Genomic DNA, 20458 nt, shown 5'->3' on the forward strand with positions numbered 1-20458 from the left:
TCACCGCCTGTTGCTTCAGCCCTGACCGCGGTTGAGCACTTCGATACCGATCTTGCCAAGCGACATTTCGCGCAGGGCAACAACCGTCGGCTTGTGCTTCTCAGCGTCGACCAGCGGCGTGGCGCCATTGGCCAGCTGGCGGGCACGGTGGGCAGCAGCCAGAGTCATCTGGAAGCGATTCGGGATCAATTTCAGGCAGTCATCAACGGTAACGCGGGCCATGGTAAAACCTCAAAAATCAGAACAATCGTGCAAAAAGGGCGGCGTGTCGTGCACGCTGAGCCCCAAGGCTCAGGCGGGAAGCACGCACTATCGAGCGCAAATCGTCGAGCGCCTGCTCCAAACAGTCGTTAATAATAACATAGTCGAATTCGCCGACATGGCGCATCTCGGCCTGTGCCGCGGCCAGCCGGCGGGCAATCACCTCTGCGGCATCGGTTCCGCGACCGGTCAGGCGGCGGGTCAGCTCTTCCATCGACGGAGGCAGGATGAAGATACCGATGGCCTCCGGAAACAACTGGCGAACCTGCTGGGCGCCCTGCCAGTCGATTTCGAGCAAAACGTCGCGGTCGACCGCAAGTTGATCGGCAATCCACTTTTTCGACGTGCCGTAGTAATTGCCATGCACTTCGGCCCACTCGAGGAACTCCTCACGGGCGATCATGGCGCGAAACGCTTCCGCCGCGACGAAATGGTATTCGCGACCATTCTCTTCTCCCGGACGCGGCGCGCGCGTCGTGTAGGAGATGGAGAGATTGACCGCCTTTTCCTGTTCGAGCAGCAGGCGGACCAAGGTGGTTTTTCCCGCCCCCGAAGGTGCGGCTACAACATAGAGATTTCCAGCCATCGGCGAAATTCCAATCCAGGTTATTCGTGCATCCCGGCCAAGGCATCACCAAGCCGGGACACTGATCAGACAGTCCGGCTTATTCCAGGTTCTGGATCTGCTCGCGCATTTGCTCGATCAGCAGCTTGAGATCCATCGATGCTTGCGACACTTCGGTAATCGCCGATTTCGAACCGAGCGTATTGGCTTCGCGGTTGAGTTCCTGCATCAGGAAATCCAGGCGCTTGCCGCTGGCTCCACCCTGCTTGAGCACACGTTCGACTTCATCGAGATGCGTGTTGAGGCGGGAAATTTCCTCTGCCACGTCGATCCGCGTCGCGAAAACGGCTATTTCCTGCAGGATGCGCTCATCGCTGGCATTGCCCAGCGCTTCGGTCAGGCGCTGGCGCAGCTTGTCGGTATAAACCGCCTGGGCTTCGGGAATGCGCGGCGCAACGCGACGGACGATGTCGCGCATGGCATTGACGCGGTCGACGATCATGGCGGCCAGTTTTTCACCTTCACGTCCACGACTGGCGGCAAACTCTTCCAGCACTTCACGGGCCAGTGCCAGCACCGGCGCACCGAAGGCGGCAAAATCGATCGACTGGTCACCGAACATGCCGGGCCAGCGCAAAACATCATTGACCGACAGCGGTCGGGCGTCCGGCATTTCATCGCGTACGCGCTGGTTGAGCGACTTGAGCGAGGCCAGCAGATCGCCGTTCAACTCAAGCTGATCGCCCCGGCTGGCCGTTGCATTGAACGACAAGCGACACTCGACCTTGCCGCGTGAGAGGCGTGCGGCGAGCAATTCACGCAATGGCATTTCCAGCGAACGGAGTTCTTCGCTGATCCGAAAATGGAAATCGAGATAGCGGGAATTGACGCTTTTAAGTTCAAGTTGCAGCGTACCGCGCTCAATATCTCGCGTCTTGACTGCATAACCGGTCATACTACTGATCATACGAGGGGAGTCTCCAGCTTTACAGGCGGGACAACACGCCCGAAAATGCCTGAAATTGCATCATAACCGCGAGATCAATGGCGCAACAAGCCAATCAGCCCCTGCCCAGTGGTCACCCGCTGGAGGAATACACGATCGACCGCCAGCTTTCGCTCGGCGGTTTTTCGATCGTCTATCTCGCCACCGATGCCGATGGAAAGCTGGTAGCAATCAAGGAATACCTGCCGAACAGCCTGGCCTTGCGGGCCAAGGGTGAAATCAGCCCGATCATTTCGGCCGACCATGCCGGGGCTTTCCGCTATGGCATGAAATGCTTCTTCGAAGAAGGCCGTTCGCTGGCCCGGCTGTCGCACCCCAACGTGATCCGCGTGCTCAATTTTTTCCGCGCCAATGACACGGTCTACATGGTCATGGAGTATGAACACGGGCGGACCTTGCAAGAGTTCATCCAGAAACACCAGGGCCATATTTCCGAACGTTTCATCCGCAGCATCTTCACGCGCCTGCTCAACGGCCTGCGTGAAGTGCACTCGCACAAACTGCTGCACCTCGATCTCAAACCATCGAACATCTATCTGCGGACCGACAACACCCCGGTCCTGATCGACTTTGGCGCAGCCCGCCAGACGCTGTCGAGCGAACAGCCGATGCTCAAGCCGATGTACACCCCCGGCTTCGCCTCGCCTGAGCATTACGGCAGCCGGACCGACCTCGGGCCATGGAGCGACATCTACAGCGTCGGTGCCTCGATGTATGCCTGCCTGGCGGGCGTTCCGCCGCAAGCCGCCGATGAGCGCCTGAAAAAGGACACCCTGGCACCAGCGATGATGCGCTGGGAAGGGCAGTTCTCCGATCGCCTGCTGGAAATCATCGACTGGTGCCTGAACCTCAACCATCTTTATCGTCCGCAAAGCGTTTTTGCGCTGCAAAAAGCGCTGGTCGAAACCATTACACCGGCAAGCCCGAAAGTTCAGCCCAACTGGCTGAACCGCTTTGTCGACAAAATCAGGAAGCCGAATAAATGAGATTCACCATTTATCAGGAAAGTCGTCAGGGCGGGCGCGACAACAACGAAGACCGAACCAGTTACTGCTACTCGCGCGATGCGCTGCTGATGGTTGTCGCCGACGGCATGGGCGGGCATCACTATGGCGAGGTCGCCGCCCAGATCGCCATCCAGACGCTGGTCAATGGCTTCCAGCGCGAAGCCTCGCCAACCCTGGCCGACCCTTTCCGCTTTCTGCAAAAGGGTTTGAACAACGCCCACCACGCGATTCTCGACTACGCCATGCGGCACGACCTGAGCGACGCGCCGCGCACGACCTGCGTCGCCTGCATCGTCCAGGACAACGTTGCCTACTGGGCGCACGCCGGCGACTCCCGCCTCTTCCTGATGCGCGGCGGCAAGGTCATCGCCCAGACCCGCGACCACTCGCGCATTCGCCTGCTGATGGATGAAGGCATGATCACCGAAGCCCAGGCGGCCCGCCATCCCGACCGCAACAAGATCTACAGTTGCCTGGGCAGCCCGAATACGCCGGAAATCGACTTCTCCCGCAAAACCCCGCTCGAACACGGCGATGTCGTCATGCTGTGCACCGACGGCCTGTGGGGCGTCACCTCCGGCGAGATGATGGCCATCACGCTGAAAGGCAGCACGGTACTTGAAGCGGCACCGATGCTGCTGGCCCAGGCCGAACTCAAAGGCGGCCCGCACGGGGACAATCTGTCGATGGTTGCCTTGCATTGGGAACAAAGCTATCAACAGGACCCATCCAGCGTCATTTCAACCCAGACCATGGCGCTCGACGAATTCAACACGCAGATGGAAGAGTTCGGTCGCAATCCGGCCTTCAAGAGCGATCTGACCGAAGACGAAATCGAAAAGGCGATTGAGGAAATCCGCAACGCCATCGACAAATACACGCCCAAAAACTAAGGAAACACCATGCGCCCCAGCCAACGCCAGCCGGACCAGCTCCGCACCGTCAAGATCACCCGCAACTTCACCCGTCACGCCGAAGGTTCGGTACTGATCGAAATGGGCGACACCCGCGTGCTGTGCACCGCCAGCGTCGAAGAAAACGTGCCGCCCTTCCTGCGTGGCAAGGGTCAAGGCTGGGTCACCGCCGAATACGGCATGCTGCCGCGCGCGACGCATACGCGCTCGGCCCGCGAAGCGGCCAAGGGCAAGCAGACTGGCCGGACCCAGGAAATACAGCGCCTGATCGGCCGCGCCCTGCGCGCCGTAGTCGATCTGAAAGCGCTCGGCGAACGCCAGATCACGCTCGATTGCGACGTGCTGCAAGCCGATGGCGGCACCCGTTGCGCCTCGATCACCGGCGCCTGGGTTGCACTCTACGAAGCCTGCGAGAAATTGGTCACTTCCGGCAAGTTGACCGCGAACCCGGTACGTGACCATGTTGCCGCGATTTCAGTCGGCATTTTCAACGGTGCGCCGGTACTCGACCTCGATTACCCGGAAGACTCCAACTGCGACACCGACATGAACGTCGTGATGACCGGTGCCGGCGGCATTGTCGAAGTTCAGGGTACGGCCGAAGGCGAGCCGTTCACCCGCCAGCAGATGAATGTCCTGGCCGATCTGGCCGAAGCCGGCATCCGTCAGCTGGTTGCCGCCCAGCAAACCGCCCTGGCGTCGTGAGCCGCACGATGAAGAAACTCGTTCTCGCCTCGAACAACGCCAAGAAGATGAAGGAGCTCAACGCGCTCCTCGCCCCGCTCGGTTTCGAAGTCATCGCCCAGGGCGACCTCGGCATTCCGGAAGCCGAAGAGCCGTACTGCACCTTCGTCGAAAATGCGCTGACCAAGGCCCGCCACGCCGCCAAGCTGTCCGGCCTGCCGGCCCTGGCCGACGATTCCGGCCTGTGCGTCGCGGCACTCGGCGGCGCGCCCGGCGTTTATTCGGCACGCTATGCCGGCGAGCCGAAATCCGACGCCCGCAACAATGAAAAGCTGTTCGCCGATCTCGGCAGCAACCCGGACCGACGCGCCCATTTTGTCTCGGTCATCGTGCTGGTGCGTCATGCCGACGACCCGCAACCGCTGATCGCCGAAGGCGAATGGCACGGTGAAATCCTGCCGGCATTGCGCGGCGAGGGCGGCTTCGGTTACGACCCACTGTTCTTCGTGCCTGAATTTGGTCAGACCGCGGCCGAACTCGACGCCGAGACCAAGAACCGCGTCTCGCACCGTGGTCGCGCCATGCAGCAACTCATTACCCGCCTGCCGGCGCTCTGATTCGTGGCTCGTACCATCCCGATTTTTGCCGCAAAACCGGTGTCGACCGCGACAAACCTGGAATTTCGCGTTTCCCCGCCACTGGCCCTGTACGTTCATGTGCCATGGTGCGTCCAGAAATGTCCGTACTGCGACTTCAACTCGCATGAAGCCAGCGGTGCCATTCCCGAGCGCCAGTACGTCGACGCACTGATTGCCGACCTGCAATCGGCCCTGCCGCTGATCTGGGGCCGGCCGGTGGTCAGCGTCTTTTTCGGCGGCGGCACGCCCAGTCTACTTTCGCCGGCCGCAATCGACGAACTGATCGCCGCCTTCCGCGCGCTGGCCATGCTCGCGCCGGAAGCCGAAATCACCCTGGAAGCCAATCCGGGCACGGTGGAAGCCGCCAAGTTCGCCGGCTTTCGTGCTGCCGGCGTCAATCGCATCTCGCTCGGCATCCAGAGCTTCAACGATGACCATCTCAAGGCGCTCGGCCGGATTCACGGCGCCGACGAAGCCCGGCGCGCCGCACAACTGGCCGGAGAGCATTTCGACTCGTTCAACCTCGACCTGATGTACGGCCTGCCCGGCCAAACCCTGAAACAAGCGCTGCTCGATGTCGACACGGCGCTAAGCTTCAAGCCGCCGCACCTGTCGTGCTACCAGCTGACGCTCGAACCGAATACCCGCTTTGCCGCTTTTCCACCGGAGCTGCCGGAAGGCGACACCTGTGCCGACATGCAGGACGCCATCGAAACCCGGCTGGCCGCAGCCGGCTACGCCAACTACGAAACCTCGGCCTTCGCGCAAGCCGGCAAGCAATGCCGTCACAACCTGAATTACTGGTATTTCGGTGATTATCTCGGGATCGGGGCCGGCGCCCATTCCAAACTGACCCAGCACGACCGCGTGCTGCGCCAGATGCGCTGGAAACACCCCAAGGCCTACCTCGACAATGCGTTCAGCAACCCGCTCCAGGAATCGAACGAAGTCGCCGTCGCCGACCTGCCTTTCGAATTCATGATGAACGCCCTGCGCCTGGCCGACGGTTTCCACCCCTCGCTTTTCGAGGCTCGGACGGCCCAGCCAATTGAGCGCATCATGCCGCAACTCATCGCGGCGAAAGACGACGGCCTGCTCACGCTCAGCCCGGAGCAAATCGCCCCGACCCTGCGCGGCCGCCGCTTTCTCAACGTGCTGCTGGAAAAATTCCTCGACCGCTGAACAACCTGCTGCGGTCAACCGACTGCAGCACGCGCTTCCGCCATCGCATCCGACTGAGCAACCAGATTGGCAAAATGCGCCGCAACGTACTCGCCAGCATGATTCAGTTCCTCGCAGGCCCCATGCTCGGCGTACGCCCGCAGCATGTCGAAGACGGCCTTTGAATAACGACTATCGAGCGGACTGAGGATTTCACCGATCCCGAACGTGTGCCGGACGTTGTAGAGCGACAGGATGCACTTGGCCAGACAAGCCTGGCTCTTGGTCCCCGGATGCTGCTTGAGCAAATGCAGCCCGGCGAGATACGGATTGGTGCTCATGGATAAATCCCCTCGGTGATGATCAAGGAACCATAGTGCACCAGTCGCCGGGTTGCCAAAGCCCTGAAGAAGAAAAACATGATAAAAATTTGCCCAAGCCGCTCTTCAAGATAACCACAAAAACTGCGGAAAACTATTTTTAGTCATTTTTAACTAACCCCAGGCAACTCTTTTGATACCCCCCGATAGAAGAATCCAGAACTAGAATAAGGACATTATTCCAAGGAGATATCCCCATGCTGAACAATTTGAAAATTGGTACTCGCCTTGCCTTAATGCTCGGCAGCCTCGTCATCTTGATGATGGCCATGTTGGTCGTCGCCCAATCAGGGATGGCCAGTATCAATCATAAAATTGACTCGGTTATCAATGACCGCTGGCCCAAAGTCACCCTCCTCCAGGAAAGTCTTGCCAGCGTGAACGGAATTGCCGTTACCGCACGGGACCTTATGCATTCAGAGGAGAAAGAATCCATTCAGAAATACAAGAGACTGATTATTGAAGAGCGCAACAAAATCAGCGGTGTTTTCGAAAAACTGAAACCCACCTTGAATGACCCTCGCGGCATTGAGCTGTTTGGGAAAGTGCTTGAAATACGTGAGGCTTACATTGGCGGGCAAAATAAATTAGTCGAACTGGCAGAGGCAGGGCGAATTCAGGAAGGTCGAACTTACCTGAGCGACTTTATCTCGATCAGCCAAGAGTACAGAAAACGCCTCAACGCGCTGATTGCCTTTCAGGGAGATTTGATGGCGGAAACGGGGGAGGCAGCGAAGCAGCAATACACTGATGCACGCAATCACATGATCTTTGCTGCTGTATTGGCACTATTAATTGCTGCAATGACCGGGTTCTGGATCACACGCAGCATTACACAGCCACTCACCGAGGCTGTCTCCATTGCAGGAGAACTGGAGCAGGGCAATTTTGCTGTGCAGATCGCCCCTCAAGGTCGCGATGAAACAGCGCTACTGTTGTTGTCGCTGCAACGAATGGTCAGAAAGATGGCAGAAGTCATCGGCGATGTTAAACAAACGGCCGATTATGTTTCCCATTCAGCCGAGCAGCTTAACTCTGGCGCTCAGCAACTACTCGTGGCAACAGACCGTCAGGCAACATCGACGGCAGCCTCTGCCGCTGCCGTCGAGCAACTTACAGTAAGCATCGATCACGTAGCGACCGGAGCCCGTGAAGCAAATTCCAAGGTTACTGAAACGGGCAATATTGCCAGTGCCAGTGGGCGTGATGTAGATGCAGCCAGCCGTCAGATTCAAATGGTTGCAACTGCGGTAGACAGCACTTCCCACGAGATGGATCAGCTCTCGGAATCAATTCGACAGATTGGACATGTCGCAACAGTCATTCGTGAAATTGCCGAGCAAACGAATCTGCTCGCCCTCAATGCCGCCATTGAGGCAGCCCGTGCAGGAGAGCAAGGCCGCGGCTTTGCCGTTGTTGCCGATGAAGTTCGCAAGCTTGCCGAACGAACTACAGGCTCAGTCCAGGAAATCAACAACATGATTGGCAGCATTGAACAGGGTACTCAAGCTGCTGTTGTATCGATGCGCCAAAGTAGCGCGGTTGTTTGCGAAGTAGTGGGTTTGTCCGGACAGTCGAGCATGTCAATTCGAGACACCTGCCATGCGACCGCTCAAATTGTTGAGTCGATAAACGACATTGCAGCGGCACTTGATGAACAACGTCTTGCGTCGACAGAGCTTGCAACGAATGTTGAGGCAATTGCTCAAATGTCAGAACAAAACATGGCGGCAGTCTCTGCCGTCACGAACGCCTCTCAAGGACTGGCGACCGCCTCGGAGAAATTGAGAACCTCTGTCGATTTTTTCAGACTGGGCTAATCGATTGCGCGGCCCCGTAACTTGACGCAGAACAGGGTTCAAAAAAACGAACAGCCCCGCCACACCGGCGGGGCTTTGCATTCGGCCAGCCAAACTAGCTGAACAGCTTGCCCTTGAGCAGTTCCAGGCCTTGCGCCATCAGGTCGCCACCTTGCGGCAACTGACCGTTCGGAGTCAGCTGGTCGATCACCTGCGGCAGGAGTTCAGCCAACGAGCCGGAGGCCTGTTGCTGGCCGATGCCGAGTTTGGCGGCAATATCCTGCAGGGAGCCGCCACCGAGTACGCTCTGGATTTGCTCGGCCGAGATCGGCAGGTTTGCCCCGGTCGACACCCAGGAATTGACGATTTCGCCCAGACCGCCTTGCTGGAATGACTGGACCAGTCCAGCCAGCCCACCAGTTTGCGGGTTATTGATGACTTGCATGACAGTTTCGAGCAACGCTGCATTGCCGCCAGACTGCCTACCGGCCAGTGCGCCGACGACCTGATCGAAAAGACCCATTTGTTGCTCCATTGGAAGTTGAAGCAAGCATCCTAGCCAAACAGGCTGCCAGCAACTGTGAAGTTTTGCGAAACGAAAGGCTAGGCCGGCCGTTCGACGGCGAGCGGCTCGAAACGCAACCAGACGGCAAAACGCGTACCACGGCCGGCCAGGCTGTCGACTGTGATCCGGCCACCGTAACGTTCAATCAGCGACTGGCTGACCCACAAGCCCAATCCGGTGCCATCCGTTTTATTGGCGGTAAAGAAAGGTTTGAACAGACGCGCCTTGTCGGCATCGCTGATCCCCGCACCGGAGTCGGCGACAACCAGGCGCAAGCCGACCGGCATGTCGCTTTCATCCCAGTCTTCCGCGATCAGGCGCAGTACGCCACCTTCGGGCATGGCCTGGATGGCATTGACCAGCAGGTTGATCAGCACCTGCTGCAATTCGTTGCGGTTGCACAGGACATGCCGGCTCGAATCGAAATGCTGTTCGATGGCGATGTTGCCTTGCTTGAGCAGGTGACCGACGAGGACCAGGCTATCCTGGATCAGTTGCGCCGGGGCGACCGGTTCGAGATAGCCGACATAATCCTGCGGCCGGGCGAATTGCAGCAACTTGGCGACAATCAGCCGGATACGCTGGACCTGTTCGTGAATCAGCTTGATTTCCGGAGCCACCGGTTCGGCAGCCGGCCCGAGGATGTCGCGCAGCACATCGAGATTGCCCTGCATGACGGCAATCGGATTGTTGATTTCATGGGCGACGCCTGCGGTCAACTGCCCGATGGCGGCCAATTTCTCGTTCATCACCAGTTGCGACTGCGCCGCCTTCAGGTCGGCCACTGCCTGCTCCAGATCGGCCGTCCGGGCAGCCACTTCGGCGTCGAGCGACTCCCCCCAGCGTTTCAGCGAAGTCGCTTGCGCCTGCAGGCGGTCGAGCAGACGGTCGAAGTGCGAGGCGACGATACCGAGTTCATCATGACTGCCGACCGGCCCGACGCGCGCATCGCCATCCCCGTTCTCAATGGCGTGCATGGTGGCGTGCATGCGTTCGATCGGTTTGAAAACCCGACGCGCCCACAGGACGGCAAAAACACCGGCCACCAGCATGACCAAGGCAAACAGCCCGACCACGACGCCCAGTGCGCTGCGCTTGGCGGCTTCGAAGGGGCCTTCAAGAAAACCGACGTAAAGCATCCCGATCCGCTTGCCATGGCTATCGAGCAACGGCTCGTAGGCCGAGACATACCAGTCGTTGACGACGAAAGCCCGATCCAGCCAGGTCCGCCCTTCATCGAGCACCGCCTGCCGCACCGCGGCGGAAACCCGCGTGCCGATGGCCCGTTCGCCTTGAAACAGGCGGACATTGGTGGCAACGCGCACATCATCGAGGAAAAGCGTCGCCGTCCCGGCACTGCCCAGCGGCAATGCCCCGTCCGGATAAACAATGGCATTGAGCCGATCGATAAAGGCCAGATTCTTGTTGAGCAACACGCCGCCGACCAGCACACCGCGCAGCCCACCGTGAGCATCGCGAACCGGGGCGGCCGTATGCAGCAGCAAGCCACGCGCCTCGACGACACGGTGATCGACGGTTGCATTGGCTGTGGCGAGCAAGGGAGTGACCGCCCGCTCGGCCAGCGCAGGATCGATCTGCCGCAATTGATCCGCTGAAAATATTTCTGTTTCGGTGCGCGCCACACCTTGGCGGGCCGCACCGATGACGGGCCAGATGGCAGCCAGCCGAGTGCTGCGGTCGACCGGCAGAAAATGCAGAAAATCGAGTCGCTGAGCCGCTCGTGCGCCATCGAGCAAATCCGCCAGCGCAGCCTCCTGCGGCTTCGCCGGCAAAGTCAGCGCCCGGACCAGACGAGCCGAGCCGGCCAAGCCTTCGACCGAGCGACCGAGGCCGTCCGAAACCCGCTCGAAATAACCATGCGCCACGGCCAGATCGGCCCGCACCTTGGTCACCAGCAAGCGATCGAAGTAGTCGCCCCCCCAGCTTGCCAAGACGGCCACCATGGCCGGCAAGGCAATGCCGAGCGGCAACAGCGCCAGCAACAGCAGGCGCACGCGAACCGAACGACGACTCGGCGGCTCGAACAGGACGGGCTTGCGCTCAGTCACAGCCAGCCTGTTGTCGAAACGGCAAACTGACGGTCATACCGTTTCCGTGACGCCCCAGACATGGCATTTGCGATCCAGCGTCTTGCGCGACACCCCCAGCCGACGCCCGGCTTCCGATTTATTCCCGTCGCAAGCAGCCAGCACGGCCAGAATGTGGCGCTTCTCAACCGACTCCAGGCTTTCGTCGGCATGCCCGGCCGGCAGGGCCGTGGCTTTCGGTTCCGGCCCAAGATCGAACCAGCCGAGGATCAAGGAACGTTCGACAAAATTGCGCAGTTCGCGCACATTGCCCGGCCAGTCGTAAGCCGCCATCCGGGCCAGCGTGCGGTCATCCAGTTCAAGGCGTGGAACATCGAGATACGGCGCCAGCTGGCCGATGAAATGCTCGACCAGCAGCGGCAGGTCTTCCGGCCGCTCGCGCAAGGGCGGCAAGGTGACTTCAACGACCTGCAAGCGGTAGTAAAGATCCTGCCGGAAACGATGCGCGGCAACCTCTTCGACCAGCTCGCGGTTGGTTGCGGCGATGACCCGCACATCGACCGGAATTTCCTGTTCCGAACCGACCGGACGGATGCGCCGTTCCTCAAGCACGCGCAGCAGCTTGGCTTGCGCCGGTGCTGGCAACTCGCCAATTTCGTCAAGAAACAGCGTGCCGCCGCGCGCGTAGTAGAACAAACCCTCGCGGTTTTTCTGGGCACCGGTAAAGGCACCCTTGACGTGGCCGAACAGCTCGGATTCGATCAATTCGGCGGCAATCGCTGCGCAGTTGACCGGGACAAACGGCCCGGCTGCGCGCTGACTCATCCGGTGCAGGGCGCGCGCCGCGACTTCCTTGCCGGTCCCCGATTCGCCGGTCAGCAGCACCGTTGCCGGGGTCGGCGCAATCCGCTTGAGTCGCTCGCAGGCGGCCAGCATGGCGTCGGATTGTCCGACGACGCCTTCGACATCGGCCGTCCGCTCACTCACTTCACGGCGCAGTACGAAATTTTCCCGAATCAGTTTTGAACGTTCGAAACAACGCTGGATGGCATTCAGCATCTGGGCCAGCGAAAACGGCTTGAGCAGGAAATCCGCCGCCCCGGCGCGCAGCGCATCAATTGCCGTATCGAGGTCGGCATAGGCCGTCATCAGCACGACATCGCCGGCATAACCCTCGTCGCGCAATTCGTGCAGCCAGTCGATACCGGAACGGCCGGGCAGCGAGATGTCGAGCACGATCAGGTCATAGAGCCGACGCTGCAGCATCGGTGCCGCCTGTTCGACACTGCCGGCGGCATCGACACTGCCGCACCGCTGGACCAGGGCGCGCTGGAGAAAACTGACCATGCCCGGCTCGTCATCGACGACCAGGACGGAATAGTGTTTCCAGGGCGCTTCGCCGGCCGACGCTTTGTTTGAATCCATGACTTCTCCCGTTCAGCCCCGGATCATCGCAAACAAGGGCGCCGCCTGGCAACTGCCGCGGTCGACGCCTCCGGGCCGGCCAAATGCCTCAGCTACCGCGCAATTTGTGGGCGGCAGCGGCCTCTTCGCGCACCCGCTTGGCTTCGTCGAGCAGGTAGCGCTGGTAGTCTTCAAGGTCGCCGTCGAACGGCCCGACGCCGCCCTTGGAAACCAGCCAGAACTCGTCGCAGACCGAGCGCAGCAGGGCGCGGTCGTGGCTGACCAGCATGACGGTGCCTTCGAACTCGTTGAGCGCGACGGCCAGGGCTTCGCGGGTGCTGAGATCAAGGTGATTGGTCGGCTCGTCGAGCAGCAGCAGGTTCGGGCGCTGCCAGACGATCATGCACAGCACCAGCCGGGCCTTCTCACCACCGCTCATCGTGCCGACGGCCTGCTTGACCATTTCGCCACCGAAGTTGAAGGTACCGAGGAAGTTGCGCAGTTCCTGCTCGCGACCTGGCACATTGCTCCGGCCGGCGGCGATGGCTTCCTTCGCCAAACGCACCATATGTTCGAGCGGTGTGTCCTGCGGGCGCAGCACGTCGAGTTCCTGCTGGGCAAAGTAGCCGATGCTCAGGCCCTTGCCTTCGGTCACTTCGCCGCTGATCGCCTTGAGATCGCGGGCGATGGTCTTGACCAGTGTCGACTTGCCCTGACCGTTGGCACCGAGAATGCCGATGCGCTGACCGGCCATTACCGAGCGGTTGATGCCGCGGACGATGACGGTTGGTGGCGTGCCTTCCGGCGCGTCGTCGGCCGGCGGGTAGCCGATGGTGGTATCGACCATCGACAGCATTGGGTTGGGCAGGTTCTGCGGTTCCTGGAATTCGAAAGTGAATTCGGCGTCGGCCAGCACCGGCGCGATCTTTTCCATGCGGTCGAGCGCCTTGACCCGGCTCTGGGCCTGCTTGGCCTTGCTGGCTTTGGCCTTGAAGCGCGCAATGAAAGATTGCAGGTGGGCGATTTTTTCGGCCTGCTTGGCCATCGTCGCCTGTTGCAGCAGCATCTGTTCGGCGCGCATGTCTTCGAACTTGCTGTAGTTGCCGCCGTAGCGGACCAGCTTGGCGTTGTCGATATGCAACGTGACGCTGGTGATCGCATCGAGGAATTCGCGGTCGTGGCTGATCATCACCAGCGTGCCCTGATAACGCTTGAGCCAGGCTTCAAGCCAGACGAGCGCGTCCAAGTCGAGGTGGTTGGTCGGTTCGTCGAGCAGCAGGATGTCGGACGGACACATCAGCGCGCGGGCCAGTTGCAGGCGCATGCGCCAGCCGCCGGAGAAGCTGTTGACCGGCTCTTCAAGCTGGGCGACCGAGAAACCGAGGCCGAGGATCAGCGCCTGGGCGCGAGCCGGGGCGTCATGTGCACCGGCATCGTGCAGCGCCATGTAGGCTTCGGCCATGCGCATGCCGTCGTCGCTCGCTTCAGCAGCGGCCACTTCGGCATTGGCGGCGAGCAGCGTGCTGTCGCCTTCGATCACGAAGTCGGTCGCCGACTGATCGGTTTCCGGCATGTCCTGCGCCACCTGCGCCATGCGCCACGAGGTCGGCATCGAAAAATCGCCGCCATCTTCGTGCAAGGTGCCGTTGATCAGGCCGAACAGCGTTGATTTGCCGGCGCCGTTACGGCCGACCAGGCCGACCTTTTCGCCGGGATTGACGGTAACCGAGGTCTTGTCGAGCAAGACCTTGCTGCCACGGCGCAAGGTAACGTTTCTGAGGAGGATCATGCGGTGTTCTTTTCCTGGGGATTGAGGTCGCCATCGACATAGAACCAGCGCCCGTCTTCGCGGACGAAGCGGCTGATTTCATAGAGTCGGTAGCCGCGCCCGCCGATACGGTAGCGGGCGATGAATTCGACCGTCGCATGATTTTCATCGACGGCCTGGTGACACTTGACGTTAAGGCCCAGCCACTTCGTGCCGTCGTCACTCAGATCGAGTTCGGACGGGCGCGTCGAGGCGTGCCAGGTGGCCAGCAGGTAAGGCGCCAGATTCAGCACATAGGCGCTGTAGCGCGAGCGCATCAGCGCTTCCGCGGTCGACGCGATTTCGGCCCCGGAATGCAGTTGACCGCAACAAACCGCGTAAGGCTTGCCACCGCCACAGGGGCAAGCCGCTGCCGGCTTCATGGTGTCTCGACGACTTCGCCGCCCAGGGCCTCGATGACTTGCGGCAGGAAACGGGCGAATTCGCCGGTCATCAGCGCGAAATCGGCATCGAATTGCTCGTCGGCGCGCTCGGCGCTCTTTTCGGCCTCTTCCTTGAGCAGGTCAAGGAAAGCGAGACGCTTGATTTCAAGCTTTTCGCCGAGCACGAAGGAAATCCGGTCGTCCCAGGTCAGGGCCAGCTTCGTCGGCAATTTGCCGCTGGCCAGGTGGGCCTTGATCTCGCCGCTGATTTCCTCGCCATCGAGCGGATGCTTGACGTAGCGCACGGCTGACTTTTCTTCGCCGGCCGCCTTGAGTTCGCAATCGCGGTCGATGGTGAAACCGGCAGGCGCTTCACCGCCCGCCAGCCAGTCGGCCATCGCGGTCTGCGGCGAAATCTGGGTATGGACCATGCTGAGCGGCAGTTCGTCGAGACAATGGCGCAGATGCTCGATCACTTCCTCGGCCTTGGCCGGGCTGGAGGCATCAACACAGAACCAGCCGTTGGTCGGATCGATCCAGGCATAGGTTGTGCGGCGGCGGGTGAAGGCGCGCGGCATCAGTTCTTCGGTAACGCGTTCGCGCAGTTCCTTCAATTGCTTGCGACCCGGGGCGTAGCCCTGCTGGGCTTCCATCGCATCGGCCCGTTCCTTGACCTCTTCATTGACCACCGACGAAGGCAGCAGGCGCTGCTCGATCGACAGGGCGATCATCCACTGACGACCGAGCGAGAAGACCAGCGTGCCGTCACGGCGCGGCGACACCCAGCCGCGCGACATCGGCTGGTTGCTCGGGCATTTGACGAAGGGACCGCGACCGAGCAGTTCCTCGAATTTGGCAAGATCGATATTCCACGGTGTCGGCAGACGGTACAGCTGGAGATTTTTAAACCACATGACTCAATTGCTCAATGAATAGATAAAGAAGGTCGGCGCATTGATGCAGCACGAACGGGGCGGCAGTTTAGCGCGAAACAACCCGCTCGATACCGGCAGATTCGACGACCTGCCGATTCAGCAACTGCCCCAGCTGCCGATCGGTTTTCAGGATGTGGTTAAGCAGCCAGCTTTGGAGATAATCGAGCAGGCCTTGCAGTGCCGCCGCATCGTCGGCCCGGAGCGTTTCGCCCTGCGCAGCAAGTTGCCTGGCAAACTCGCGATGCATGGCCAGATGGGCCAGGGCATGCTCCTGCTGATCGGGCAAATTGGCCAGCAGGCTCTCCTCGGTGCTGAAATGAAAAATGACATAGGCCTTGAGGCGCCGGAGAATATCCTCCAGCGTCGCCTGATCGGGGCGGGTCTCAAGGATGGCCGCCAGCTCATTGATCATGCCGATCAGCTCTTCATGCTGCCGATCAATGGTACGGATACCGGTTTCCATGCTGCTGTTCCAGACAATCTGCATGCTTCTGTCTCCCGTCAAATCCCAACGCACAGCCTGAAGTGTATATTACGCAACGTAGCTTCACGGCCATCCCTCTGCCAGGCTCAACCGCGGAAGAACCGATAGATCAATGCCAGCTCCTGCGCCCTCCAGCACCGACGAACCTCACCCGCCTCACGCCCAAACCGTGGCCCGGCGCAGCGTCTACTGGTTTCTCGTTGCTTTTCTGGTCGCACTCTCGATTTTCGCCCTGCGCAACATTGCTGAAAAAGCCGATGGCCTGAGCAATGCAGCCGCCATCCGGGATTGGACCCGGACGAGTACGACGATCAGCCTGGTGATTCATGAATTGCAGAAGGAGCGCGGCATGTCGAGCGGCTTCATCGCTTCGAGCAGCCGGAACTTCGCCGAAACACTGGGTTTCCAGCGCCTATCGACCGATCAGTCGCTCGCCGCACTGGATGAAAAGCTGTTGCCCGGCGACGCAACACCGCCTGTCGTCGAGCGACTGCGTGAAAAACTGGCCGCCCTGCCCAGGCTGCGCGATAACGTCAGCGAACTCAAGCTGTCCCGCGAATTCATTGTCGAACGCTATACCGACCTGATCGACGACTTGTTCGAGCTGCAACTGACCACCTTCGGCCAGGACATTGAAGCAGCCGTGCTGCGCCAGCAAATGGCCTTCGTCTCGCTGATGCAGGCCAAGGAAATGGCCGGCCAGGAACGCGCCCTGCTCGCCGCCATGCTCTCCGACAAGAATTTCAGCGCCGGCCGGATGGCTGCCTACCATCGAATCAAGGCCGTTGAAGATGCCCGGGTGAGCAATTTCCTTCGCCTGGCGCATCCGGCGGCAACCCATACGTTTCAGGAAATACTGACCCAGCCGGATGCCGCCCGGGCCGACCGGATTCGACTGAATATCGTTGCTGCCAGCCTGCGCGAAGCCAACGGCAATACCGAATCCGACTATCCGCTGCCGAAAGCCGAGGAATGGTTCAGTGTCTCCTCAAGCAAGATCGATGCATTGAAGAGGCTGGAAGATGAACTCGGCCTGGCGGTGAATCTCAGCGCGCATCAACTGGAAAACCGGGCCAGCCATGAATTGATGATCAATGGCCTGCTGGCCCTGCTCTCTTTCGTGCTGGCCGCCGTCCTGCTCAACCAGATCCAGCGCGGGCGTCGCGTCGCCGAGCATCGGCTCAGCCTGGCCGATGCGGTGTATCAGAACAGCGTCGAGTCCATTCTGATCACCGATGCCGCACTCAAGATCATCGACATCAATCCTGCCTTCAGCCTGGTGACCGGCTATGAGCGCCAGGAAATACTCGGCCGCCACCCACGACTTCTCAAGTCCGGCCGTCACGGCGCCGATTTTTATGAGCGGATGTGGCATCACCTGCAGGCCAGCGGCAGTTGGAAAGGCGAGGTCTGGAACCGCCGCAAGAATGGCGAGATTTACCCGGCCTTGCTGTCGATTGTTGCGGTCAGGAACCATGAGGGGCAGACGACCAACTACACCGGCATGATTTTCGATCTCAGCCAGCATCAAAAAGTCGAAGCCCTACTGGAACAACTGCGTACTTTCGATGCGCTGACCGGACTGCCCAACCGCGAATTCTGGCTCTCCGCCCTGGACCAGGCGATTGCCGGAGGTCAACGCAACCAGGGCTGCTTTGCCGTGCTCGAACTCGACCTCGACCGCTTCAAGGTGATCAACGACTCGATGGGACATACCGCGGGCGATGCCATCCTGATCGACACCGCAGAACGCATCAAGAACACCTTGCGCAAGCAGGATCTGGTCACCCGCCCCGGCGGCAATCGCTTCTCCATCCTGCTCAATGAAATCACCAGCCCGCAGGATGTCGCGACGATCTGCGAAAAGCTGCTGGCCGCCTTCGTCGAGCCTTTCGAGCTGGACGGCGTCATCCTGCACGTGACCGCCAGCCTGGGTGCGGCCATTTTCCCGTCCGACGGTCACGACACCAAGACACTGATGATGGCGGCCGAATCCGCCCTCTACAGCGCCAAGGCCGATGGCCGGAACCTCTACAAATACTATGCGCGGGAAATGAATGAACTGGGCGCCCAGTTGCTCAAGCTGGAGCGCATGTTGCGCCTGGCGCTCGACCATGACGAATTCTCGGTCGTCTATCAGCCGCAGATCAGCGCCGGCGATGAGCGGCTGGTCGGCGTCGAAGCACTGCTGCGCTGGAACAATCCGGAACTGGGCCAGGTTTCTCCGGTGCAGTTCATCCCCGTGGCCGAAGAAACCGGGCTGATCGTCGCCATCGGCGAATGGGTGATGCGCGTCGCCTGTCAGCAAGCGCTGGCCTGGCATAAGGAACTCGGCTTCGAAGTCCCGGTCGCGGTCAATCTGTCGGCCCGGCAGTTCCGGCGCAGCGATCTGCTGGCCACGGTGGCGCAAATCCTCGATGAAACCGGTTTGCCGAGCCATTTGCTCGAACTGGAAATTACCGAAGGGTTGCTGATGAGCGATCCGCTGGGCGCCATCGAGATCATGCGTGGCCTGCATGCCATGGGCGTCCGCACCGCACTCGACGACTTCGGCACCGGTTATTCGTCGCTGGCTTATCTCAAGGCTTTCCCGCTCGACCGGCTGAAGATCGACCGGGCGTTCGTCCGCGACCTGCCGGACAACGCCAGCGACCGGGCGATTTCAAACACCGTCATTGCCCTTGGCCTCAATCTCGACATGGAGGTTCTGGCCGAAGGCGTTGAAACGCAAGCGCAGCGGGATTTCCTGGCGGAATCGGGCTGCCAGGTTTTCCAGGGTTATTTCTACGGAAAGCCGATGCCGGCCGGCGAACTGAGCCAGCGTATCGGGCGCGGCGAATTCCGCCCCCCGATCGCTGTCGACCGCGACAACGCGCTCAGCGCTTGCGGAAAATAACGTCCCACACACCGTGGCCAAGACGCAGGCCGCGATTTTCAAACTTGGTCAACGGACGATAATCCGGGCGCGGCGCAAAGCCGTCGCTGCCATTGACCAGTGTCGGCTCGGCGGAGAGCACTTCCAGCATCTGGTGGGCGTACTCTTCCCAGTCGGTAGCGCAGTGGAAATAGCCGCCCGGCTTGAGACGCGAGGCGAGCAGCGCGACGAAGGGCGACTGGATCAACCGGCGCTTGTTGTGCCGTGCCTTGTGCCACGGATCGGGGAAGAAGACATGAATGCCAGACAGCGAACCTTCCGGCAGCATGTCGCGAACGACTTCGACGGCATCGTGCTGGCAGATGCGCAGATTGCCCAGTTCGCGCTCGGCGATCTGCTTGCACAGTGCACCGACGCCCGGCACATGGACTTCGACGCCGAGATAATCGTTATCACGATTGGCATCGGCAATCTTGGCCGTGGTTTCACCCATGCCGGTGCCGATTTCTAGGATTTTCGGGTTGTCACGGCCGTAGACCGCAGCAAGGTCGATCGGGCCGTTTTGATAGACGACGCCGATCTTCGGCATCATCTCGCTGTAGAAACGCTCCTGCGCTTCCGACATGCGGCCGGCGCGACGGACGAAACTCTTGATGTGGCCGTGGTTCTTTTCCGGCTCGTCGCCGGCCCGGCCTTCGGTGTAGATACCTTCGCTCATGAGCCAATCAATCCGGAAGTCGGCGACGATGGGTCGGCCGAGTAAAGTTTGCGCGGCATGCGGCCGGCCAGGAAAGCCTCGCGGCCCGCTTCAACACCCTTCTGCATGGCGCTGGCCATGAGGATCGGGTTCTTGGCATGAGCGATGGCCGTGTTCATCAATACGCCGTCGCAACCCAGTTCCATCGCGATGGCCGCATCGGAAGCCGTGCCGACGCCGGCATCGACGATCACCGGCACCTTGGCGTTGTCGATGATCAGGCGCAGGTTCCACGGATTGAGGATACCCATGCCGGAGCCAATCAGCGAAGCCAGCGGCATTACGGCAACACAGCCGATTTCTTCGAGCATCTTGGCCTGGATCGGATCGTCCGAGCAGTAAACCATCACATGAAAACCATCCTTGACCAGCGTTTCGGCGGCTTTCAGCGTTTCCGGCATGTTCGGGAACAGGCTGGTCGGATCGCCGAGCACTTCGAGCTTGCACAGCGGATGGCCATCGAGCAGTTCGCGCGCCAGGCGCAGCGTGCGCACAGCGTCATCGGCCGTATAGCAGCCGGCGGTATTCGGCAGGATGGTGAATTGCGAAGGCGGCAGCGCATCGAGCAGATTCGGCTGGCTGGCATCCTGGCCGATATTGGTCCGGCGGATGGCAACGGTAACGATCTCGGCGCCGGAGGCGTCAATTGCCGCCCGGGTTTCGGCGAAATCCTTGTATTTGCCGGTACCGACCAGCAAACGCGAGCGGTACGCCTTACCGGCGATAGTCAATTGGTGCATGAGCGTGGAGTCCTGTCGTAAATATTCCGGATCGAGTCACTGCGA

20 protein-coding genes are annotated in these 20458 nt (G+C 60.4%); 7 read left to right on the top strand and 13 right to left on the bottom strand.

What is annotated here, in order from left to right; all coding sequences use genetic code 11:
* Nucleotides 1-15: 15 nt before the first annotated feature.
* The 3 genes from rpoZ to KI614_RS14585 all read right to left on the bottom strand — a co-directional run bounded on the left by rpoZ (nt 16) and on the right by KI614_RS14585 (nt 1793).
* Nucleotides 16-222: a DNA-directed RNA polymerase subunit omega gene (gene rpoZ, locus KI614_RS14575; protein ID WP_226406531.1), complete on the bottom strand. Its 207-nt coding sequence runs from the start codon at nt 220-222 to the stop codon at nt 16-18.
* A gap of 16 nt (nt 223-238) precedes the next feature.
* On the bottom strand, nt 239-847 hold the full coding sequence (gene gmk, locus KI614_RS14580) for a guanylate kinase (RefSeq protein ID WP_226406533.1): 609 nt from the start codon (nt 845-847) through the stop codon (nt 239-241).
* A gap of 79 nt (nt 848-926) precedes the next feature.
* Nucleotides 927-1793 carry a YicC/YloC family endoribonuclease gene (locus KI614_RS14585; RefSeq protein ID WP_226406535.1) on the bottom strand — a complete coding sequence of 289 codons (867 nt, stop codon included), beginning with the start codon at nt 1791-1793 and terminating at the stop codon, nt 927-929.
* A gap of 77 nt (nt 1794-1870) precedes the next feature.
* On the opposite strand from KI614_RS14585, the gene KI614_RS14590 reads away from it, so the two are divergent.
* The 5 genes from KI614_RS14590 to hemW are packed head-to-tail and all read left to right on the top strand — an operon-like array spanning nt 1871 to nt 6257.
* Nucleotides 1871-2818 carry a serine/threonine protein kinase gene (locus KI614_RS14590; protein WP_226406537.1) on the top strand — a complete coding sequence of 316 codons (948 nt, stop codon included), beginning with the start codon at nt 1871-1873 and terminating at the stop codon, nt 2816-2818.
* Entirely contained in the window at nt 2815-3732 is a 918-nt protein-coding gene (locus KI614_RS14595; RefSeq protein WP_226406539.1) for a PP2C family protein-serine/threonine phosphatase, read from the top strand. Before KI614_RS14590 ends, KI614_RS14595 begins: the two co-directional genes overlap by 4 nt.
* A 9-nt stretch (nt 3733-3741) precedes the next feature.
* Nucleotides 3742-4458, top strand: a complete 717-nt coding sequence (rph, locus tag KI614_RS14600; protein ID WP_226406541.1) for a ribonuclease PH — start codon at nt 3742-3744, stop codon at nt 4456-4458.
* A gap of 8 nt (nt 4459-4466) precedes the next feature.
* The gene (gene rdgB, locus KI614_RS14605) at nt 4467-5054 is read left to right on the top strand and encodes an RdgB/HAM1 family non-canonical purine NTP pyrophosphatase (protein ID WP_226406543.1); all 588 of its coding nucleotides are present in this window, start codon (nt 4467-4469) and stop codon (nt 5052-5054) included.
* Between the two features lie 3 nt (nt 5055-5057).
* Entirely contained in the window at nt 5058-6257 is a 1200-nt protein-coding gene (hemW, locus tag KI614_RS14610; protein WP_413464161.1) for a radical SAM family heme chaperone HemW, read from the top strand.
* Between the two features lie 14 nt (nt 6258-6271).
* Here hemW and KI614_RS14615 read toward each other — a convergent pair whose 3' ends face one another.
* Entirely contained in the window at nt 6272-6577 is a 306-nt protein-coding gene (locus KI614_RS14615; RefSeq protein ID WP_203467764.1) for a hypothetical protein, read from the bottom strand.
* Between the two features lie 236 nt (nt 6578-6813).
* Between KI614_RS14615 and KI614_RS14620 the strand changes: the two genes are divergently transcribed.
* On the top strand, nt 6814-8436 hold the full coding sequence (locus KI614_RS14620; protein WP_226406545.1) for a methyl-accepting chemotaxis protein: 1623 nt from the start codon (nt 6814-6816) through the stop codon (nt 8434-8436).
* 94 nt (nt 8437-8530) lie between these two features.
* On the opposite strand, the gene KI614_RS14625 is transcribed toward KI614_RS14620, so the two are convergent.
* From KI614_RS14625 to KI614_RS14655, 7 genes are all read right to left on the bottom strand, one after another.
* Nucleotides 8531-8938, bottom strand: coding sequence for a YidB family protein (locus KI614_RS14625; RefSeq protein WP_413464162.1), 408 nt, complete (start codon nt 8936-8938; stop codon nt 8531-8533).
* An 80-nt stretch (nt 8939-9018) separates the two neighbouring features.
* Nucleotides 9019-11049, bottom strand: a complete 2031-nt coding sequence (locus KI614_RS14630) for a cache domain-containing protein (RefSeq protein ID WP_226406549.1) — start codon at nt 11047-11049, stop codon at nt 9019-9021.
* A 33-nt stretch (nt 11050-11082) separates the two neighbouring features.
* Nucleotides 11083-12453 carry a sigma-54-dependent transcriptional regulator gene (locus KI614_RS14635; protein WP_226406551.1) on the bottom strand — a complete coding sequence of 457 codons (1371 nt, stop codon included), beginning with the start codon at nt 12451-12453 and terminating at the stop codon, nt 11083-11085.
* Nucleotides 12454-12541: 88 nt separating this feature from the next.
* The gene (locus KI614_RS14640) at nt 12542-14221 is read right to left on the bottom strand and encodes an ABC-F family ATP-binding cassette domain-containing protein (RefSeq protein ID WP_226406553.1); all 1680 of its coding nucleotides are present in this window, start codon (nt 14219-14221) and stop codon (nt 12542-12544) included.
* Complete coding sequence (locus tag KI614_RS14645; RefSeq protein WP_226406555.1) at nt 14218-14622, bottom strand: YchJ family protein; 405 nt, start codon at nt 14620-14622, stop codon at nt 14218-14220. The genes KI614_RS14640 and KI614_RS14645 overlap by 4 nt, the downstream gene beginning before the upstream one ends.
* Nucleotides 14619-15536 (bottom strand): recombination-associated protein RdgC, encoded by a 918-nt coding sequence (locus KI614_RS14650; RefSeq protein WP_226406556.1) that lies wholly within the window; start codon nt 15534-15536, stop codon nt 14619-14621. Before KI614_RS14650 ends, KI614_RS14645 begins: the two co-directional genes overlap by 4 nt.
* Before the next feature lie 67 nt (nt 15537-15603).
* Nucleotides 15604-16044, bottom strand: a complete 441-nt coding sequence (locus KI614_RS14655; protein WP_226406557.1) for a bacteriohemerythrin — start codon at nt 16042-16044, stop codon at nt 15604-15606.
* Nucleotides 16045-16153: 109 nt separating this feature from the next.
* Between KI614_RS14655 and KI614_RS14660 the strand changes: the two genes are divergently transcribed.
* Nucleotides 16154-18937 (top strand): EAL domain-containing protein, encoded by a 2784-nt coding sequence (locus tag KI614_RS14660; protein ID WP_226406558.1) that lies wholly within the window; start codon nt 16154-16156, stop codon nt 18935-18937.
* Here the strand turns inward: KI614_RS14660 and trmB are convergent.
* Both trmB and KI614_RS14670 read right to left on the bottom strand, forming a co-directional pair.
* Nucleotides 18918-19634, bottom strand: a complete 717-nt coding sequence (gene trmB, locus KI614_RS14665) for a tRNA (guanosine(46)-N7)-methyltransferase TrmB (RefSeq protein ID WP_203467773.1) — start codon at nt 19632-19634, stop codon at nt 18918-18920. The two genes, KI614_RS14660 and trmB, sit on opposite strands and share 20 nt — an antisense overlap.
* Nucleotides 19631-20413: a thiazole synthase gene (locus KI614_RS14670; RefSeq protein WP_226406559.1), complete on the bottom strand. Its 783-nt coding sequence runs from the start codon at nt 20411-20413 to the stop codon at nt 19631-19633. Before KI614_RS14670 ends, trmB begins: the two co-directional genes overlap by 4 nt.
* Nucleotides 20414-20458 lie beyond the last annotated feature (45 nt).

The organism is Dechloromonas denitrificans (assembly GCF_020510665.1).
Taxonomy (GTDB): Bacteria; Pseudomonadota; Gammaproteobacteria; order Burkholderiales; family Rhodocyclaceae; genus Azonexus; species Azonexus denitrificans_B.

What these genes read in the sequence shown, in the direction of transcription:
- rpoZ (WP_226406531.1), bottom strand. Translation starts at nt 222, where the DNA reads ATGGCCCGCGTTACCGTTGATGACTGCCTGAAATTGATCCCGAATCGC.
- gmk (WP_226406533.1), bottom strand. Translation starts at nt 847, where the DNA reads ATGGCTGGAAATCTCTATGTTGTAGCCGCACCTTCGGGGGCGGGAAAA.
- KI614_RS14585 (WP_226406535.1), bottom strand. Translation starts at nt 1,793, where the DNA reads ATGATCAGTAGTATGACCGGTTATGCAGTCAAGACGCGAGATATTGAG.
- KI614_RS14590 (WP_226406537.1), top strand. Translation starts at nt 1,871, where the DNA reads ATGGCGCAACAAGCCAATCAGCCCCTGCCCAGTGGTCACCCGCTGGAG.
- KI614_RS14595 (WP_226406539.1), top strand. Translation starts at nt 2,815, where the DNA reads ATGAGATTCACCATTTATCAGGAAAGTCGTCAGGGCGGGCGCGACAAC.
- rph (WP_226406541.1), top strand. Translation starts at nt 3,742, where the DNA reads ATGCGCCCCAGCCAACGCCAGCCGGACCAGCTCCGCACCGTCAAGATC.
- rdgB (WP_226406543.1), top strand. Translation starts at nt 4,467, where the DNA reads ATGAAGAAACTCGTTCTCGCCTCGAACAACGCCAAGAAGATGAAGGAG.
- KI614_RS14615 (WP_203467764.1), bottom strand. Translation starts at nt 6,577, where the DNA reads ATGAGCACCAATCCGTATCTCGCCGGGCTGCATTTGCTCAAGCAGCAT.
- KI614_RS14620 (WP_226406545.1), top strand. Translation starts at nt 6,814, where the DNA reads ATGCTGAACAATTTGAAAATTGGTACTCGCCTTGCCTTAATGCTCGGC.
- KI614_RS14625 (WP_413464162.1), bottom strand. Translation starts at nt 8,938, where the DNA reads ATGGGTCTTTTCGATCAGGTCGTCGGCGCACTGGCCGGTAGGCAGTCT.
- KI614_RS14635 (WP_226406551.1), bottom strand. Translation starts at nt 12,453, where the DNA reads ATGGATTCAAACAAAGCGTCGGCCGGCGAAGCGCCCTGGAAACACTAT.
- KI614_RS14640 (WP_226406553.1), bottom strand. Translation starts at nt 14,221, where the DNA reads ATGATCCTCCTCAGAAACGTTACCTTGCGCCGTGGCAGCAAGGTCTTG.
- KI614_RS14645 (WP_226406555.1), bottom strand. Translation starts at nt 14,622, where the DNA reads ATGAAGCCGGCAGCGGCTTGCCCCTGTGGCGGTGGCAAGCCTTACGCG.
- KI614_RS14650 (WP_226406556.1), bottom strand. Translation starts at nt 15,536, where the DNA reads ATGTGGTTTAAAAATCTCCAGCTGTACCGTCTGCCGACACCGTGGAAT.
- KI614_RS14655 (WP_226406557.1), bottom strand. Translation starts at nt 16,044, where the DNA reads ATGCAGATTGTCTGGAACAGCAGCATGGAAACCGGTATCCGTACCATT.
- KI614_RS14660 (WP_226406558.1), top strand. Translation starts at nt 16,154, where the DNA reads ATGCCAGCTCCTGCGCCCTCCAGCACCGACGAACCTCACCCGCCTCAC.
- trmB (WP_203467773.1), bottom strand. Translation starts at nt 19,634, where the DNA reads ATGAGCGAAGGTATCTACACCGAAGGCCGGGCCGGCGACGAGCCGGAA.
- KI614_RS14670 (WP_226406559.1), bottom strand. Translation starts at nt 20,413, where the DNA reads ATGCACCAATTGACTATCGCCGGTAAGGCGTACCGCTCGCGTTTGCTG.